This window comes from Streptomyces sp. NPDC019531 (genome assembly GCF_044903305.1).
Taxonomy (GTDB): domain Bacteria; phylum Actinomycetota; class Actinomycetes; order Streptomycetales; family Streptomycetaceae; genus Streptomyces.
Genome location: NZ_JBJDQL010000064.1, coordinates 1 through 14,887 on the forward strand (window position 1 = coordinate 1; position 14,887 = coordinate 14,887).

Sequence of the window (14,887 nt, forward strand, 5' to 3'; positions counted from 1 at the left end):
CCCGGCCCCGCCCCACCCACCGAACCCGACGCGCTACACAAACCCCCACCGGAGCCGCACAGGCCGCCGCAGGCATATAAGGGGCGCGGGGAACTGCGCAAAACACCCGCCCCCACCGAACCCGCACAGGCCGCCGCAGGCACCCGGCACACAACGAGAGGCTGCCCCCGTGCAAGACGACCTCATCGCCCGCGCCAGGACCTGGCTCGCCGAGGACCCCGACCCGGACACCCGCGACGAGCTCGCCAAGCTCATCGACGCCGGAGACGTCACCGAACTCACCGCCCGCTTCAGCGGCACCCTCCAGTTCGGCACCGCCGGCCTCCGCGGCGAACTCGGCGCCGGCCCCCAGCGCATGAACCGCACGGTCGTCATCCGAGCCGCCGCCGGCCTCGCCGCGTACCTGAAAAAACAGGACACCACCGACGGCCTCGTAGTCATCGGCTACGACGCCCGCCACAAATCAGAGGACTTCGCCAGGGACACCGCCGCAGTGATGACCGGCGCAGGCCTCAGGGCAGCGGTCCTCCCCCGCCCCCTCCCCACACCCGTCCTGGCGTTCGCCATACGGCACCTCGGCGCGGTGGCCGGCGTGGAGGTCACCGCCAGCCACAACCCACCCCGCGACAACGGCTACAAGGTCTACCTCGGCGACGGCTCCCAGATCGTCCCGCCCGCCGACGCGGAGATCGCCGCCGAGATCGAAGCGATCGCGAGCCTCAACGACGTCCCCCGCCCGGACACCGGCTGGCAGACCCTCGGCGACGAGGTCCTCGCCGCCTACCTGGCCCGCACCGACGCCGTACTCGCGAAGAACTCCCCCCGCACCGCCCGCACCGTCTACACCGCGATGCACGGCGTCGGCAAGGACACCCTCCTCGCCGCCTTCGCCCGCGCCGGCTTCCCCACCCCGGAACTCGTCGCCGAACAGGCCGACCCCGACCCCGACTTCCCGACCGTTGCCTTCCCCAACCCGGAAGAGCCCGGCGCGATGGACCTGGCCTTCGCGAAGGCCACCGAGACGAACCCCGACCTGATCATCGCGAACGACCCCGACGCGGACCGCTGCGCGGTGGCCGTCAGGGATAGGGAGAACGGCACCTGGCGCATGCTCAGCGGCGACGAGGTGGGCGCCCTCCTCGCCACCCACCTCGTGCACCGCGGAGCAAAGGGCACGTTCGCCGAGTCGATCGTCTCCTCCTCCCTCCTCGGCAGAATCGCCGAGAAGGCGAACCTCCCCTACGAGGAGACCCTCACCGGCTTCAAGTGGATCGCCAGGGTGGACGGTCTCCGCTACGGCTACGAGGAGGCCCTCGGCTACTGCGTGGACCCCGAGGGCGTACGCGACAAGGACGGCATCACCGCGGCCCTCCTCATCACGGAACTCGCCTCGGAGCTCAAGGAACAGGGCCGCACGCTCCCCGACCTCCTCGACGACATCGCCGTGGAACACGGCCTCCATGCGACGGACCAGCTCTCCGTCCGCGTCGAGGACCTGTCGGTCATCGCCCGCGCGATGGAGCAGCTCCGCGAGCACCCCCCGACCGAGCTCGCGGGCCTCGCGATCACCAAGGCGGAGGACCTCACGCAGGGCACGGACAAGCTCCCGCCCACCGACGGCCTGCGCTACACGCTGGACGGCGCCCGGGTCATCGTCCGCCCGAGCGGCACCGAGCCGAAGCTGAAGTGCTATCTGGAAGTGGTGATCCCGGTGGCCGCACACGCGGACCTTCCGGCGGCCCGCACCAGGGCGGCCGACCTGCTGACCACGCTCAAGCAGGACCTGTCGACCGCAGCCGGTATCTGAACCGAGGGGCGGCCCACGTCCGGATCGCCCCTCACCTCACCCCTCGGCCACACCCGGCACCCCATCGGGTGATTTACGCAGGACTTCTGGGGCCCCGTCACCGTGTCCTCGACCACCGTCAGGCCGACACCGAACCGCGCGGCCACCGCCCCGGAGGCCCCCGCCGCCGCGTCCCGGCCCTCGCACAGACCCCCATCGCCTACGTCGGCGTACACGTCCTGGGTCTCGTGATGCTCTCCCTCTGGGACCCACCCGACAGCACCACGGCGTCCGGCCGGTCCTGGCGGCGCAGTGGGCGTCGGCATGGGGCGTCGGGACGGGATGTCGGAATCCCCCGAGGCGCTACCCCACAGCCGCCAGAATTGCCAAAAGCACCGCCCCAGCCACCGCAGGCCCCGCGATCTCATAAGCCCACCGCACAGAAACCTCACCCCGGGAGGTCTCCGCCTTCCCCCGGGCTTCCAGCAGCTCGCGCAGTTCGTCCATGATCCTGTCGGTCTCGGCCCGGGCGGGGCCCTCCGGGACGGGCGTACGGCCGCCGAAGCCGTCCGCCTGCATCCCGCCGCCGAACAGGCCGAGCCCCCGGCCGGAACCGCGGGCGTCGGACGGCCGGGCCGACTGCCGTGCCGTCTGCCGTGCCGCCTTCTTGCGGCCGCGCAGGGAGACCGGGATCGCCCACAGCTGGAACTTGGTGCCGGACTTGACGAACACCTCGTTCGAGTAGCCGGAACGGAACATCTCGACCTCGCCCCACGGCACGACGATCACGCGGAAGGGGTTGCGGATGCGCAGCCGGTCGTTGTTCGCGAAGACGGCCGGGCGGAGGGTGAAGGCGATCACCAGCGGTACGACCAGGATCAGGGCGGCGAGGGCCAGCCAGGGGGTGCGGCCGGTGCCGGAGAAGACCGCGTCGATGCCGAGCCAGCCGATGATGACGAGGAGGAGGAAGCCGCCGATCAGCGCCATGGGTGAGCGGTAGATACGGTCCGGGGATTCCGGGGGTGCGGTCGTCATGTTCGCGATCCTAAGCGCCGCCGGTAAGAGTGTTCGTGCAGTCCCGCCCCGTTGCAGGTGAGCCCACCGGCCCCCTGTACAGCCGCTACGCGCGTAGATATGCTCGTCTGGTGACCATGTCCACCATTGCATCAGCCGCACACCCGCTCACGGACGTGACCGCGTCCGACAGCACGCTGCGCCGGTTCCTTCACGGGCTGCCCGGCGTGGACGCGGTCGGCCTGGAGGCGCGTGCCGCCTCGCTCGGTACGCGTTCCATCAAGACGACCGCGAAGGCGTACGCCATCGACCTCGCCATCTCGATGGTCGACCTGACGACGCTGGAAGGCGCGGACACCCCGGGCAAGGTCCGGGCGCTCGGCGCCAAGGCGGTCCGCCCCGACCCGACGGACCGTACGACCCCCGCCACGGCCGCGGTCTGCGTCTATCCCGACATGGTGGCCGTCGCCAAGGAGGCCGTCGCCGGTTCCGGCGTCAAGGTCGCCTCCGTGGCCACCGCCTTCCCGGCCGGCCGCGCCGCGCTCGACGTGAAGCTGGCCGACGTGCGCGACGCCGTGGCCGCCGGTGCCGACGAGGTCGACATGGTCATCGACCGCGGGGCGTTCCTCGCGGGCAGGTACATGAAGGTGTACGACGAGATCGTCGCCGTGCGCGAGGCCTGCGGGACCGCCGCCCGGCTGAAGGTCATCTTCGAGACCGGCGAGCTGTCGACGTACGACAACATCCGCCGCGCGAGCTGGCTCGGCATGCTGGCGGGCGCGGACTTCATCAAGACGTCCACCGGCAAGGTCGCCGTCAACGCCACGCCCGCGAACACCCTCCTTATGCTGGAAGCGGTGCGCGACTTCCGTGCGCAGACCGGCGTACAGGTGGGCGTGAAGCCCGCCGGTGGCATCCGTACGACCAAGGACGCGATCAAGTTTCTCGTGCTGGTCAACGAGACCGTCGGCGAGGACTGGCTGGACAACCACTGGTTCCGCTTCGGCGCCTCCTCGCTCCTGAACGACCTGCTGATGCAGCGTCAGAAGCTGGCCACCGGCCGTTACTCCGGCCCCGACTACGTGACGGTGGACTGATCCACATGGCATCTGCATTCGAATACGCCCCGGCACCCGAGTCCCGCTCGGTCGTGGACATCGCCCCCTCCTACGGCCTCTTCATCGACGGCGAGTTCGTGGAGGCGGCCGACGGCAAGGTCTTCAAGACGGTCAGCCCGAGCTCCGAGGAGGTGCTGTCCGAGATCGCCCAGGCGGGCGAGGCGGACGTCGACCGTGCCGTACAGGCCGCCCGCAAGGCCTTCGAGAAGTGGTCGGCGCTGCCCGGCTCCGAGCGCGCCAAGTACCTGTTCCGCATCGCCCGGATCATCCAGGAGCGCAGCCGCGAGCTCGCCGTCCTGGAAACCCTGGACAACGGCAAGCCGATCAAGGAGACGAGGGACGCCGACCTCCCGCTGGTCGCCGCGCACTTCTTCTACTACGCGGGCTGGGCCGACAAGCTGGAGCACGCCGGGTTCGGCACGAGCCCCAAGCCGCTCGGCGTGGCCGGCCAGGTCATCCCCTGGAACTTCCCGCTCCTGATGCTGGCGTGGAAGATCGCGCCCGCACTCGCCACCGGCAACACGGTGGTGTTGAAGCCCGCCGAGACAACCCCCCTCTCCGCCCTCTTCTTCGCGGACATCTGCCGCCAGGCCGGCCTGCCCAAGGGTGTCGTCAACATCCTTCCGGGCTACGGCGGCACGGGCGCCACGCTCGTCGCGCACCCGGACGTCGACAAGGTGGCCTTCACCGGCTCCACGGCCGTAGGCAAGGAGATCGCGCGGACCGTCGCGGGCACGCGCAAGAAGGTCACCCTGGAACTGGGCGGCAAGGGCGCCAACATCGTCTTCGACGACGCCCCGATCGACCAGGCCGTCGAGGGCATCGTCAACGGCATCTTCTTCAACCAGGGCCAGGTCTGCTGCGCGGGCTCCCGCCTGCTGGTCCAGGAGTCGATCCAGGACGAACTCCTTGACTCCCTCAAGCGCCGCCTGTCCACCCTGCGCCTCGGCGACCCGCTCGACAAGAACACCGACATCGGCGCGATCAACTCCGCCGAACAGCTCTCGCGGATCACCTCGCTGGTCGAGAAGGGTACGGCCGAGGGCGCCGAGCCCTGGTCCCCGGAGTGCGAACTCCCCGCCTCCGGCTACTGGTTCGCCCCGACGCTCTTCACCAACGTCACCCAGGCGCACACCATCGCGAGGGACGAGATCTTCGGCCCGGTGCTGTCGGTCCTGACCTTCCGTACGCCCGACGAGGCGGTCGCCAAGGCGAACAACACCCCGTACGGCCTGTCGGCGGGCATCTGGACCGAGAAGGGGTCCAGGATCCTCGCCGTGGCGAACAAGTTGCGCGCGGGCGTCGTCTGGTCCAACACGTTCAACAAGTTCGACCCGACCTCGCCGTTCGGCGGGTACAAGGAGTCGGGCTTCGGCCGCGAGGGCGGCCGCCACGGCCTGGAGGCGTACCTCGATGTCTGACCGACTTTCCGTGCTGAAGACCTACAAGCTGTACGTCGGCGGGAAGTTCCCGCGTTCCGAGAGCGGCCGGGTGTACGAGGTGACCGACGCAAAGGGCAAGTGGCTGGCCAACGCACCCCAGTCCTCCCGCAAGGACGCCCGTGACGCGGTCGTGGCCGCCCGTAAGGCGTTCGGTGGCTGGTCCGGCGCGACGGCGTACAACCGCGGCCAGGTCCTCTACCGCGTCGCGGAGATGCTGGAGGGCCGTAAGGCGCAGTTCGTCCGCGAGGTGGCCGACGCGGAGGGCCTGTCGAAGTCCAGGGCGGCCGAGCAGGTCGAGGCAACGATCGACCGCTGGGTCTGGTACGCGGGCTGGACCGACAAGATCGCCCAGGTGGTCGGCGGCGGAAACCCGGTCGCGGGCCCGTACTTCAACCTGTCCTCCCCCGAGCCGACCGGCGTGGTGGCCGTCCTGGCCCCGCAGGAGTCGTCGTTCCTGGGCCTGGTCTCGGTGCTGGCCCCGGTGATCGCCACGGGCAACACCGCTGTGCTGGTGGCGAGCGAGAGGTTGCCGCTCCCGGCGCTGTCGTTGGGCGAGGTCCTGGCCACGTCGGACGTCCCCGGAGGCGTGGTCAACGTCCTGTCGGGCCGCACGGCGGAGATCGCGACCCCCCTCGCCTCCCACCAGGACGTCAACGCGATCGACCTGGCGGGCGCGGACGAGGTCCTGGCCAAGGAACTGGAGATCGCGGCGGCGGACAACCTGAAGCGAGTCCTGCGTCCACAGCCTGTGGACGACTGGACGGCGGCACCGGGAATCGACCGCATGACGACGTTCCTGGAGACGAAGACGGTCTGGCACCCGACGGGTTCCCTGGGGGCGTCGGGCTCGGCGTACTGACAGCGGCCCTGATATCGGAGAGCCGCGTCTCCCCGACGTCCGGGGAGACGCGGCTCTTCAAATTGCCCACAAGAGTAACCTCGTGCCACCATGTGCACATGGTTGAGATCGCCATCAGCGCCGCCCGCTCCCAGCTCGGCGACCTGGTCCGCCGCGCCGCCCACGGCCGCGAGACCATCGCCCTCACCGACCACGGACACGTGGCCGCCCTCCTCGTATCGCCACAGGTGATAGAGGACTTCGAAGACGCCCTGGCCGTGGCGGACTACCAGCGACGCAAGGCAGAGGGGACTCTCGGACCCGGCATCCCGATGGCCGAGGTTCGTCGTCGACTGGGGCTCGAACAGCAGTGAAGTACGAGATCGTCTTCGAGCCGCAGGCCCTCGACTCGGCGGCGCGGTTTTTGAAGGAAGATCCGAGCGGCCTCGCCGTGGTCCTCGACACCATCGACAAACTGGCCGACGACCCCCGTCCGACGGCGTCGACTCCGTACGGGCCACCCGACATCCGCCGCCTCCGCGTCGGCGACTACCGGGTCCTGTACGTCATCGACAACGAGGTGATCCACATCCACATCATGGTCACCCACCTCGGCCGCACCGCCTGACCGAAACCGAGAGCCGCGCCTCCCATCGCCCGGGAGGCGCGGCTCTCCGACTGACCCGCCATCAGCCGTTCAGCAACCCCGCAACCTGCCCCGCCACAGGCACGCTCCCGATCGACTGTGCCTGAGCCACCGGTCCCGTCAGCGCCTGCGTGGCCAGCGGCTGGAAGTCGGCGAGCTGCGTACTGACCCCGTTGTCCAGCGGGTCGGCTCCCGTCCCCGCCAACGGGTTCGGCTTGAGGCCGGCGACCGGGCCGGTGACGTGGCCGACGGTCGACGTGAGGCCCTGGAGCCCGGCGTGAGGGTCGATGTTCCCCAGCGAGGTCGGCCGCGTGCGCACCACGTCGGCGACCGGTTCCGCGGCGGAGGCCGCCGTCGCGCCGGCGCCGAGCGCCACTCCCGCGGTCGCAAGGGCGACCAGTGCGCGCTGGGCGGTCGGAGTCTCGTGTCGGGCCATTGTTTCTGCCACCTTCTCCGTACAAGGGGTAATCAGGTCGACACGAAGGGTAGTTGAGGTGTGACGCAGGCTTCAAAGCCGACCCGCGGGGTCGATGAACAGCGGGTGAATGCCTCACACTGGTGTCCCGTGAGTTCCCAACCGGCCATACCGACGCGAGTCGTGCTGCTCTGCGGCCCCTCCGGCTCCGGCAAGTCCCTCCTCTCGGCCCGCTCCGGCCTCCCGGTGCTCAGGCTCGACGACTTCTACAAGGAGGGCGACGACCCGACGCTGCCGCTGGTGACGGGGAGCTCCGACATCGACTGGGACCACCCCGGGTCGTGGGACGCGGACACCGCGGTGACGGCGATCGTGGAACTGTGCCGCACGGGCCGTACGAAGATCCCCGTCTACGACATCTCGCTGAGCGCCCGCACCGGCGAGGAGGCGGTCGAGATGGGCCGGACCCCGCTGTTCATCGCGGAGGGCATCTTCGCCGCCGAGATCGTCACCCGCTGCCGTGAACTCGGCGTGCTGGCCGACGCGCTGTGCCTGAGCCGGGGTCCGGTGCGCACGTTCCGCCGCCGGTTCCTGCGGGACCTTCGCGAGGGCCGCAAGTCGGTCCCCTTCCTGCTGCGGCGCGGCTGGCGCCTGATGCGCCTGGAACGCTCGATCATCGCCCGCCAGACCGCGCTGGGCGCCCACCGCTGCGACAAGGACGAGGCCCTCGGCCGCCTCTCCGCCGCCGCGGCGGGCCGTATGCCGGCGACGACTCCGGCGGCCTGAGCGACCTGAACGGCCTGGCCGCGCACATACAGAAGCGGGACTGGACGGACCCCCCGGCCCTCCAGTCCCGCTCCTTGGTGCTCCCCCCGATGTGGTGCTTCCCCCCGATGTGGTGCTCCCCCGTATCCCCGTCGGTCCCCCGTGACCCCCGTTGATCCCCCGCCCGGGTACCGGCCCCCCAGCCGGTACCCGGACCCCCGCTCCTTGCTTTCCCCCACCCTCAGGCGACGAGCTCCCCGAAGGCGCTCTCCTCGTCACGGCCGAAGCTGAGGACCTCGTCCTCGCGCAGCCGGCGGAGCGACCGCCAGATGCTGGACTTCACCGTGCCGACACTGATGTCGAGGATCTCCGCGATCTCCGGGTCGGTGCGGCCCTCGTAGTACCGGAGGACCAGCATCGTGCGCTGGAGTTCGGGGAGCCGGGCGAGCGCCTGCCACAGGACCGCGCGCAGTTCCGTGCCGCGCATCGCGTCCGTGTCGCCGGGCGTCTCCGGCAGCTCCTCGGTCGGGTATTCGTTCAGCTTGCGGCGGCGCCACGCGCTGATGTGCAGGTTCGTCATGGTGCGGCGCAGGTAGCCCCCCACCGCGGCCTTGTCACTGATCCGGTCCCATGCCTTGTACGTCGAGAACAGCGCGCTCTGCAGCAGGTCCTCGGCCTCGAAGCGGTCCCCGGTCAGGTGGTACGCGGTGGCGTACAGAGAGGCGCGGCGCTCCTGGACGTAGGCGGTGAACTCCGCCTCCGACAGCGAACGGCGCTCCCCCGTGCCCTCCCTGTACGACGGTCCCCCGTGCGATTCCCCCGTGAAGGTGTCAACCACCGACATGTACCCGGTGTGCTGACGCCCGGTGCCGCGAGCGCACCCCCGCCCGCTCACTGCACCGGACTTCTCGGAACCCCGGGTCACGTCGTGCAGCCGCGTGACCACTGCGCTGGTGCTGGTGCTGTGCAGCGTGTTCATCTCGCGCCCCCCGTCGTGGACTTCCGGTGTTCGGTCTTTCCGGGCGGTGCTTCCTTGCCCGTGCCGAAAAGCTTGCCCTCGCACCTTCATGACCGTGTCCGCCGACTGTCACAGACCTGTCACAGGGGTCCGTCTCAGGAATTGCACAGCGGACCCATGGATGGGTGCCGTACGGACTGCCGTATCCCCACAGGTCGAACCGCACCCCCTCCATGGGCCAGAATGAGCCCGTGCCTTCCCTGTTGCTGATCGAGGACGACGACGCCATCCGTACGGCCCTGGAGCTGAGTCTCACGCGCCAGGGTCACCGGGTTGCCACCGCTGCCACCGGCGAGGACGGCCTGCAGCTGCTGCGAGAGCAGCGGCCGGACCTGATCGTGCTGGATGTCATGCTGCCCGGTATCGACGGGTTCGAGGTGTGCCGGCGCATCCGGCGCACGGACCAGTTGCCGATCATCCTGCTGACCGCGCGCAGCGACGACATCGACATCGTCGTCGGACTGGAGTCCGGCGCCGACGACTATGTCGTCAAACCGATCCAGGGCCGGGTGCTGGACGCCCGGATCCGGGCCGTACTGAGGCGCGGGGAACGCGAGTCGACCGACGCGGCGAGCTTCGGCAGCCTGATCATCGACCGCGCGGCCATGACCGTGACGAAGAACGGCGAGGACCTCCAGCTCACGCCGACCGAGCTGCGGCTGCTCCTGGAGCTGAGCCGGCGGCCCGGCCAGGCGCTGTCCCGCCAGCAGTTGCTGCGCCTGGTCTGGGAGCACGACTACCTCGGTGACTCGCGCCTGGTCGACGCCTGTGTGCAGCGGCTGCGCGCCAAGGTCGAGGACGTGCCGTCGTCCCCGACGCTGATCCGTACCGTGCGGGGCGTGGGCTACCGGCTGGACACGCCTCAGTGACCAAAGCACAAGGGGGGCTCCGCGGCTGGTTCGCGGCTCGCAAAAGTGTGTGGTCACGGCTGCGTTTCACCAGTCTGCGGCTGCGTCTCGTGGTCGTCTTCGGCCTGGTCGCACTGACCGCCGCCGTGTCCGCGTCCGGCATCGCCTACTGGCTCAACCGCGAGGCGGTGCTCACCCGCGCCCAGGACGCGGTGCTGCGTGACTTCCAGCAGGAGATGCAGAACCGCGCGGGCGCGCTGCCGGAGGAGCCCACGCAGGACGAACTCCAGCAGGCGGCCGGGCAGATGGCGGGCAGCAGCCAGCGCTTCAGCGTGCTGCTCGTCGCCACCGACGCGGGCGGCAAGACGGTGTACGGCAATTCGGGCGCCCTGGACGGGTTCACCCTCCAGGACGTGCCGGTGTCACTGCGCGAGGCGGTGAACGAGAAGCAGACCGTCGACTCCGCCAACAAGTACGCGTATCACCTGTACTGGCAGCGGACCGTGAACCATGACACCCCGTATCTGGTCGCCGGTACGAGGGTGATCGGCGGCGGCCCGACGGGTTACATACTCAAGTCCCTGGAGCCGGAGGCCAAGGACCTCAACTCCCTTGCCTGGTCGCTGGGTATCGCCACCGGTCTCGCCCTGATCGGCTCGGCGCTGCTCGCGCAGGCCGCCGCGACGACCGTACTGAAGCCGGTGCACCGGCTGGGAGTCGCCGCCCGGCGGCTCGGCGAGGGCAGGCTGGACACCCGGCTCAGGGTCTCGGGCACCGATGAACTCGCCGATCTGTCACGGACGTTCAACTACGCGGCCGAGGCGCTGGAGAAACGGGTCGCCGACATGGCCGCGCGCGACGACTCCTCCCGGCGGTTCGTGGCGGACATGAGCCATGAGCTCCGTACACCGCTCACCGCGATCACCGCCGTGACGGAGATCCTGGAGGAGGAGCTGGAGGCGGAGTCCGGCTCGATGGACCCGATGATCGAGCCGGCCGTGCGCCTGGTGGTCAGCGAGACACGCCGCCTCAACGACCTGGTCGAGAACCTGATGGAGGTCACCCGCTTCGACGCGGGAACGGCCCGGCTGGTCCTGGACGACGTGGACGTCGCCGACCAGATCACCGCGTGCATCGACGCGCGCGCGTGGCTGGACGCGGTGGAGCTGGACGCCGAGCGCGGCATCCACGCCCGCCTCGACCCGCGCCGCCTCGACGTGATCCTGGCCAACCTGATCGGCAACGCGCTCAAGCACGGCGGCTCGCCGGTGAAGGTCTCGGTGCGGGCCGCGGCCGACGAGATGGTCATCGCCGTACAGGACGGTGGCCCCGGCATCCCCGAGGACGTCCTCCCCCATGTCTTCGACCGCTTCTACAAGGCCAGCGCCTCCCGCCCCCGCTCCGAGGGCAGTGGACTCGGTCTCTCCATCGCCCTGGAGAACGCCCACATCCACGGCGGCGAGATCACCGCAGCGAACTCCCCCCACGGGGGCGCGGTGTTCACGCTGCGCATCCCCCGGGACGCCTCGGCGCTCGCCGAGGAGCTCCTGGAGGCAAAGAAGGACGACGGCGGGGCGAAGAAGGGGGACGCGTGATGGACACGGATGGACGGCACCCGGGGCGGGCACGTGCCGCGCTGAACGCACGTCGGCTGCTGGCGCTCCCCCTGCTCGGCCTGCTGCTCGCCGGTTGCGGGATCCGGTCCACCGAGGTGCCCACCGACTTCGGGCCCGCGCCCTCGCGGGTGCGGTGTTCGCTGTCCGAACCGGATGTGGCGGCGCAGGCCTCGCGGGGCCTGGCCGTGCAGGTGTTCCTGCTGTGCGGATCGTCGCTGGTGGCCGTGGACCGGACCGTGCGGGTACCGGACGGCACGGCGGACTCCGAGCGGCGGGTGCTGGTCGCGCAAGGGCTCCTGGACCAGCTCGCGGAGGCACCGTCGACCGCCGAGCGCGAGGCCGGCTACACGACGTACGTACGCGGCGGCATGACCGTGAGCGGACCGCGCCCCGGCGACCCCGACGACACCCTGCGCCTGAGCACCCCTCCCACCGGGCTCTCCACCCACGCCCTCGCCCAGGTCGTCTGCACCTTCTCCGACTCGGCCGCGGCCGAGGGCGACGGCTCCGTCATCCTCGGCGGCCCGGGCACCGCCCCCCTGCGCCGCTACGACTGCACGGACGAGGTCCGCTCCCGGCCGGGCAGTGAGCAGCCCCCGTCGAGCGAGGTGACGGGCGGCTGACGAGGGCCTGACCACCACGTGTGGCGCAGACCTCACCCAGGTACCTCGGGGTGTTCCGGAACCGATCGTGCCGAGCGGGGCGTCTAGGGGGTCGTGCAGCAAGGCTTCATCGGCGGCGGTGCCGCCCTTCGCGTCCGTGTGGCAGGGGGTGTCCTCCTCGTCGCACACCTCGCGTTCGTCGCCTGGTTCGCGCTACGACCGCTGGACGTGCCGTGGGTGGTCCCGGCCAACCTGCACCCACTGGCCGGCATCCGCGCCGACCTCGCTCTCGGCTGGCAGGAGGCGGCCCGCCGGATCGGCGAGGGACTGGCCCTGCTCGCCCCGCTCGGCGTCCTGCTCCCGATGGTGCACGGCAGGCTCTGGGCCTCTCCGCTCGGCTCCCTGATCCGTACGTCCGCCGCGGGCGCTCTGATCTCCCTGGGCATCGCGCTGCTCCAGACCGGTGTCCCCGGCCAGGTCGTCGACATCGACTCGCTGCTCCTGAACACCGCCGGGGTGGCCCTCGCGCACCTCGCGGTCGTGCCGGCGGCACGCTACTGGCTCCGCCGCGGGAGCGAGCGCCGGCGGCGCACCGCCGTCCGCCAGGAGGAGCCGGCTCAGGGTCTTACCCCGACGATTCCCAGGGTCGGGATCGCACCGTAGAGCGACGCTTTGTGCCGTTCGTCTCCGTAGCGTTGAGGGCAGATGGAAACGGCGGTCATCCGGACCGCGACCACCGACGCTCACGAAGGAGCCGCAATGTCCCGCCTCGCCCGCCCCACCAACGGCCGCATGATCGGCGGCGTGTGTGCCGCGCTGGCACGGCGCTTCGGCACCTCCGCGACCACCATGCGCGTCATCTTCCTGGTGTCCTGCCTGCTGCCCGGCCCGCAGTTCCTGCTCTACATCGCGCTGTGGATCCTGTTCCCGTCGGAGGAGAAGGCCCAGGCGGCCTGGTAACCGCCTTCGCGCGCGTACGCCGGTGGGGCGCACCCCGAGTTCGACGGGGTGCGCCCCACCGGCGCGTACGAGGGGTGGTGGGCCTCAGCCGAGCGGCAGGCCGTGGACGCCGGTGCCGCCGGGCAGGGCCTTGCCGACCGGCAGACCGCCGAGGAGACCGGCGACGGGCGCGGTCGGACCGTCGGCGACGACCTTCCCGACGGCGGGCTGCGCGGCCGCCAGGCCCGCACCGAGCGTCGGCTGGGCCTGCGCCAGCGCCTCACCGGCACCCGGCAGCGCCTTGGTGACGTTCCCGGTGGGGAGCCCCTGGGCGACGGAGCCGAGCGCCTGAGTGGCGTCCGGGACCGCCGGAGCGGCTTCGGCGGCTGACGCCGCTCCTGCGGCAGCGGCGGCGAAGGCGGCACCGAGGGCGGCGACACCGAGGGTCTTGGCAGCAGACTGCTTCATTAAATACGTCCTCGAAATGGGTTTATGGGGATGCGAGCGGTCCACGACCGTAAACATGCGCGCCCGCCTCCCGCAAACATCGAAATGCGGACGGATTGTGAACACCCGCCCGCATTCCGTGCCCGAGAATTGCCCCGGGTCAGCTCTCCTCGTCCACAGAACCGCTGGTGGAGGCAGTCTGCTGGAACAGCCATTCGGACTTCAGCTCGGCATAACCGGGCTTGATGACGTCATTGATCATCGCGAGTCGTTCATCGAAAGGAATGAACGCTGATTTCATCGCATTGACGGAGAACCACTGGAGATCGTCGAGCGTATAGCCGAACGCGTCGACAAGATGCTCGAATTCCCGGCTCATGCCGGTGCCGGACATCAGCCGGTTGTCGGTGTTCACGGTCGCCCGGAAGTGGAGGCGCCGCAGCAGGCCGATCGGGTGTTCGGCATACGAGGCGGCCGCCCCGGTCTGGAGGTTGGAGCTGGGGCACAGCTCCAGCGGAATCCGCTTGTCCCGGACGTACGAGGCGAGCCGGCCGAGCTTGACCGTGCCGTCCTCGTGGACCTGGATGTCGTCGATGATGCGCACACCGTGCCCGAGCCGGTCGGCGCCGCACCACTGGAGGGCCTGCCAGATGGATGGCAGTCCGAAGGCCTCGCCGGCGTGGATGGTGAAGTGGTTGTTCTCGCGCTTCAGATACTCGAAGGCGTCGAGGTGCCGGGTGGGCGGGTAACCGGCCTCGGCCCCGGCGATGTCGAAACCCACGACCCCCAAGTCCCTGTAGCGGTTGGCGAGTTCGGCGATCTCCAGGGCACGGGCCGCGTGCCGCATCGCGGTCAGCAGGGCGCCGACGCGGATGCGGTGACCGTTCGCCCTGGCCCTGCGCTCCCCTTCCCGGAACCCCTCGTTGACCGCCTCGACGACCTCTTCGAGGGTCAGGCCCTTTTCGAGATGCTGTTCGGGGGCGTACCGCACCTCCGCGTAGACCACACCGTCCTCGGCGAGGTCCTCGGCGCATTCGGCGGCCACCCGCACGAGCGCCTCGCGGGTCTGCATCACGCCGACGGTGTGCGAGAAGGTCTCCAAGTACCGCTCCAGCGAACCGGAGTCGGCGGCTTCGCGGAACCAGACGCCCAGCCGGTCCGCATCGGTGTCGGGGAGTTGGGAATACCCGGTCTCCCGGGCGAGCTCGACGATCGTGCCGGGCCGCAGCCCGCCGTCGAGGTGATCGTGCAGCAGAACCTTGGGTGCCCGGCGGATCTGGTCCGAGCTCGGGGGGTTCCCCATCCGGTCAGTCTGGCTCGTCATTTCCGCACTCTAACTCCTACGCGCGTAGATCGCCTGCTGTACGAATCCGCCGATACGTAACGGTGACCG

Annotated in this window: 17 protein-coding genes; 12 read left to right on the forward strand and 5 right to left on the reverse strand. The window is 70.2% G+C overall.

The genetic code is table 11. The annotated features are described in order from the left end of the window. The first annotated feature begins 169 nt into the window (after nt 1-169). On the forward strand, nt 170-1,807 hold the full coding sequence (locus ACI2L1_RS41175; protein ID WP_404744596.1) for a phospho-sugar mutase: 1,638 nt from the start codon (nt 170-172) through the stop codon (nt 1,805-1,807). Nucleotides 1,808-2,149: 342 nt separating this feature from the next. On the opposite strand, the gene ACI2L1_RS41180 is transcribed toward ACI2L1_RS41175, so the two are convergent. Next, nucleotides 2,150-2,821, reverse strand: a complete 672-nt coding sequence (locus tag ACI2L1_RS41180; RefSeq protein WP_404744597.1) for a PH domain-containing protein — start codon at nt 2,819-2,821, stop codon at nt 2,150-2,152. 116 nt (nt 2,822-2,937) lie between these two features. Here ACI2L1_RS41180 and deoC point away from each other — a divergent pair, with 116 nt between their 5' ends. The 5 genes from deoC to ACI2L1_RS41205 all read left to right on the forward strand — a co-directional run bounded on the left by deoC (nt 2,938) and on the right by ACI2L1_RS41205 (nt 6,826). Further along, complete coding sequence (gene deoC / locus ACI2L1_RS41185; RefSeq protein WP_404744626.1) at nt 2,938-3,897, forward strand: deoxyribose-phosphate aldolase; 960 nt, start codon at nt 2,938-2,940, stop codon at nt 3,895-3,897. A gap of 5 nt (nt 3,898-3,902) precedes the next feature. Further along, nucleotides 3,903-5,339, forward strand: a complete 1,437-nt coding sequence (locus ACI2L1_RS41190; RefSeq protein WP_404744598.1) for an aldehyde dehydrogenase family protein — start codon at nt 3,903-3,905, stop codon at nt 5,337-5,339. Continuing rightward, nucleotides 5,332-6,219: an aldehyde dehydrogenase family protein gene (locus tag ACI2L1_RS41195; protein ID WP_404744599.1), complete on the forward strand. Its 888-nt coding sequence runs from the start codon at nt 5,332-5,334 to the stop codon at nt 6,217-6,219. The genes ACI2L1_RS41190 and ACI2L1_RS41195 overlap by 8 nt, the downstream gene beginning before the upstream one ends. A 98-nt stretch (nt 6,220-6,317) precedes the next feature. Then, a complete protein-coding gene (locus tag ACI2L1_RS41200; RefSeq protein ID WP_133049980.1) occupies nt 6,318-6,572 on the forward strand; it encodes a type II toxin-antitoxin system Phd/YefM family antitoxin in 255 nt (84 codons plus the stop codon). Continuing rightward, nucleotides 6,569-6,826, forward strand: coding sequence for a type II toxin-antitoxin system RelE/ParE family toxin (locus ACI2L1_RS41205; RefSeq protein ID WP_404744600.1), 258 nt, complete (start codon nt 6,569-6,571; stop codon nt 6,824-6,826). Before ACI2L1_RS41200 ends, ACI2L1_RS41205 begins: the two co-directional genes overlap by 4 nt. 61 nt (nt 6,827-6,887) lie before the next feature. On the opposite strand, the gene ACI2L1_RS41210 is transcribed toward ACI2L1_RS41205, so the two are convergent. After that, entirely contained in the window at nt 6,888-7,280 is a 393-nt protein-coding gene (locus ACI2L1_RS41210; protein ID WP_404744601.1) for a hypothetical protein, read from the reverse strand. A gap of 60 nt (nt 7,281-7,340) precedes the next feature. On the opposite strand from ACI2L1_RS41210, the gene ACI2L1_RS41215 reads away from it, so the two are divergent. Further along, nucleotides 7,341-8,045, forward strand: coding sequence for a uridine kinase (locus tag ACI2L1_RS41215; protein WP_404744602.1), 705 nt, complete (start codon nt 7,341-7,343; stop codon nt 8,043-8,045). A gap of 220 nt (nt 8,046-8,265) precedes the next feature. On the opposite strand, the gene ACI2L1_RS41220 is transcribed toward ACI2L1_RS41215, so the two are convergent. Next, entirely contained in the window at nt 8,266-9,003 is a 738-nt protein-coding gene (locus ACI2L1_RS41220; protein ID WP_404744603.1) for a SigE family RNA polymerase sigma factor, read from the reverse strand. Nucleotides 9,004-9,233: 230 nt separating this feature from the next. On the opposite strand from ACI2L1_RS41220, the gene afsQ1 reads away from it, so the two are divergent. From afsQ1 to ACI2L1_RS41245, 5 genes are all read left to right on the forward strand, one after another. Beyond that, entirely contained in the window at nt 9,234-9,911 is a 678-nt protein-coding gene (gene afsQ1, locus ACI2L1_RS41225; protein WP_362672993.1) for a two-component system response regulator AfsQ1, read from the forward strand. Next, nucleotides 9,908-11,485, forward strand: coding sequence for an ATP-binding protein (locus tag ACI2L1_RS41230; RefSeq protein ID WP_404744604.1), 1,578 nt, complete (start codon nt 9,908-9,910; stop codon nt 11,483-11,485). The genes afsQ1 and ACI2L1_RS41230 overlap by 4 nt, the downstream gene beginning before the upstream one ends. After that, nucleotides 11,485-12,129, forward strand: a complete 645-nt coding sequence (locus ACI2L1_RS41235; RefSeq protein WP_404744605.1) for a hypothetical protein — start codon at nt 11,485-11,487, stop codon at nt 12,127-12,129. Before ACI2L1_RS41230 ends, ACI2L1_RS41235 begins: the two co-directional genes overlap by 1 nt. 93 nt (nt 12,130-12,222) lie before the next feature. Continuing rightward, the gene (locus ACI2L1_RS41240; protein WP_404744606.1) at nt 12,223-12,771 is read left to right on the forward strand and encodes a VanZ family protein; all 549 of its coding nucleotides are present in this window, start codon (nt 12,223-12,225) and stop codon (nt 12,769-12,771) included. Nucleotides 12,772-12,867: 96 nt separating this feature from the next. Further along, a complete protein-coding gene (locus ACI2L1_RS41245) occupies nt 12,868-13,068 on the forward strand; it encodes a PspC domain-containing protein (RefSeq protein ID WP_037718826.1) in 201 nt (66 codons plus the stop codon). Nucleotides 13,069-13,152: 84 nt separating this feature from the next. On the opposite strand, the gene ACI2L1_RS41250 is transcribed toward ACI2L1_RS41245, so the two are convergent. Together ACI2L1_RS41250 and ACI2L1_RS41255 are read right to left on the reverse strand one after the other, a co-directional pair. Then, entirely contained in the window at nt 13,153-13,515 is a 363-nt protein-coding gene (locus ACI2L1_RS41250; RefSeq protein ID WP_404744607.1) for an ATP-binding protein, read from the reverse strand. 139 nt (nt 13,516-13,654) lie between these two features. After that, nucleotides 13,655-14,818 (reverse strand): adenosine deaminase, encoded by a 1,164-nt coding sequence (locus tag ACI2L1_RS41255; protein ID WP_404744608.1) that lies wholly within the window; start codon nt 14,816-14,818, stop codon nt 13,655-13,657. Nucleotides 14,819-14,887: the final 69 nt, after the last annotated feature.

Bases quoted from the DNA above. Each gene is read 5' to 3' on its own strand.
- ACI2L1_RS41180 (WP_404744597.1), bottom strand. From the start codon at position 2,821: ATGACGACCGCACCCCCGGAATCCCCGGACCGTATCTACCGCTCACCC.
- deoC (WP_404744626.1), top strand. From the start codon at position 2,938: ATGTCCACCATTGCATCAGCCGCACACCCGCTCACGGACGTGACCGCG.
- ACI2L1_RS41190 (WP_404744598.1), top strand. From the start codon at position 3,903: ATGGCATCTGCATTCGAATACGCCCCGGCACCCGAGTCCCGCTCGGTC.
- ACI2L1_RS41195 (WP_404744599.1), top strand. From the start codon at position 5,332: ATGTCTGACCGACTTTCCGTGCTGAAGACCTACAAGCTGTACGTCGGC.
- ACI2L1_RS41200 (WP_133049980.1), top strand. From the start codon at position 6,318: ATGGTTGAGATCGCCATCAGCGCCGCCCGCTCCCAGCTCGGCGACCTG.
- ACI2L1_RS41210 (WP_404744601.1), bottom strand. From the start codon at position 7,280: ATGGCCCGACACGAGACTCCGACCGCCCAGCGCGCACTGGTCGCCCTT.
- ACI2L1_RS41220 (WP_404744603.1), bottom strand. From the start codon at position 9,003: ATGAACACGCTGCACAGCACCAGCACCAGCGCAGTGGTCACGCGGCTG.
- ACI2L1_RS41235 (WP_404744605.1), top strand. From the start codon at position 11,485: ATGGACACGGATGGACGGCACCCGGGGCGGGCACGTGCCGCGCTGAAC.
- ACI2L1_RS41245 (WP_037718826.1), top strand. From the start codon at position 12,868: ATGTCCCGCCTCGCCCGCCCCACCAACGGCCGCATGATCGGCGGCGTG.
- ACI2L1_RS41250 (WP_404744607.1), bottom strand. From the start codon at position 13,515: ATGAAGCAGTCTGCTGCCAAGACCCTCGGTGTCGCCGCCCTCGGTGCC.
- ACI2L1_RS41255 (WP_404744608.1), bottom strand. From the start codon at position 14,818: ATGACGAGCCAGACTGACCGGATGGGGAACCCCCCGAGCTCGGACCAG.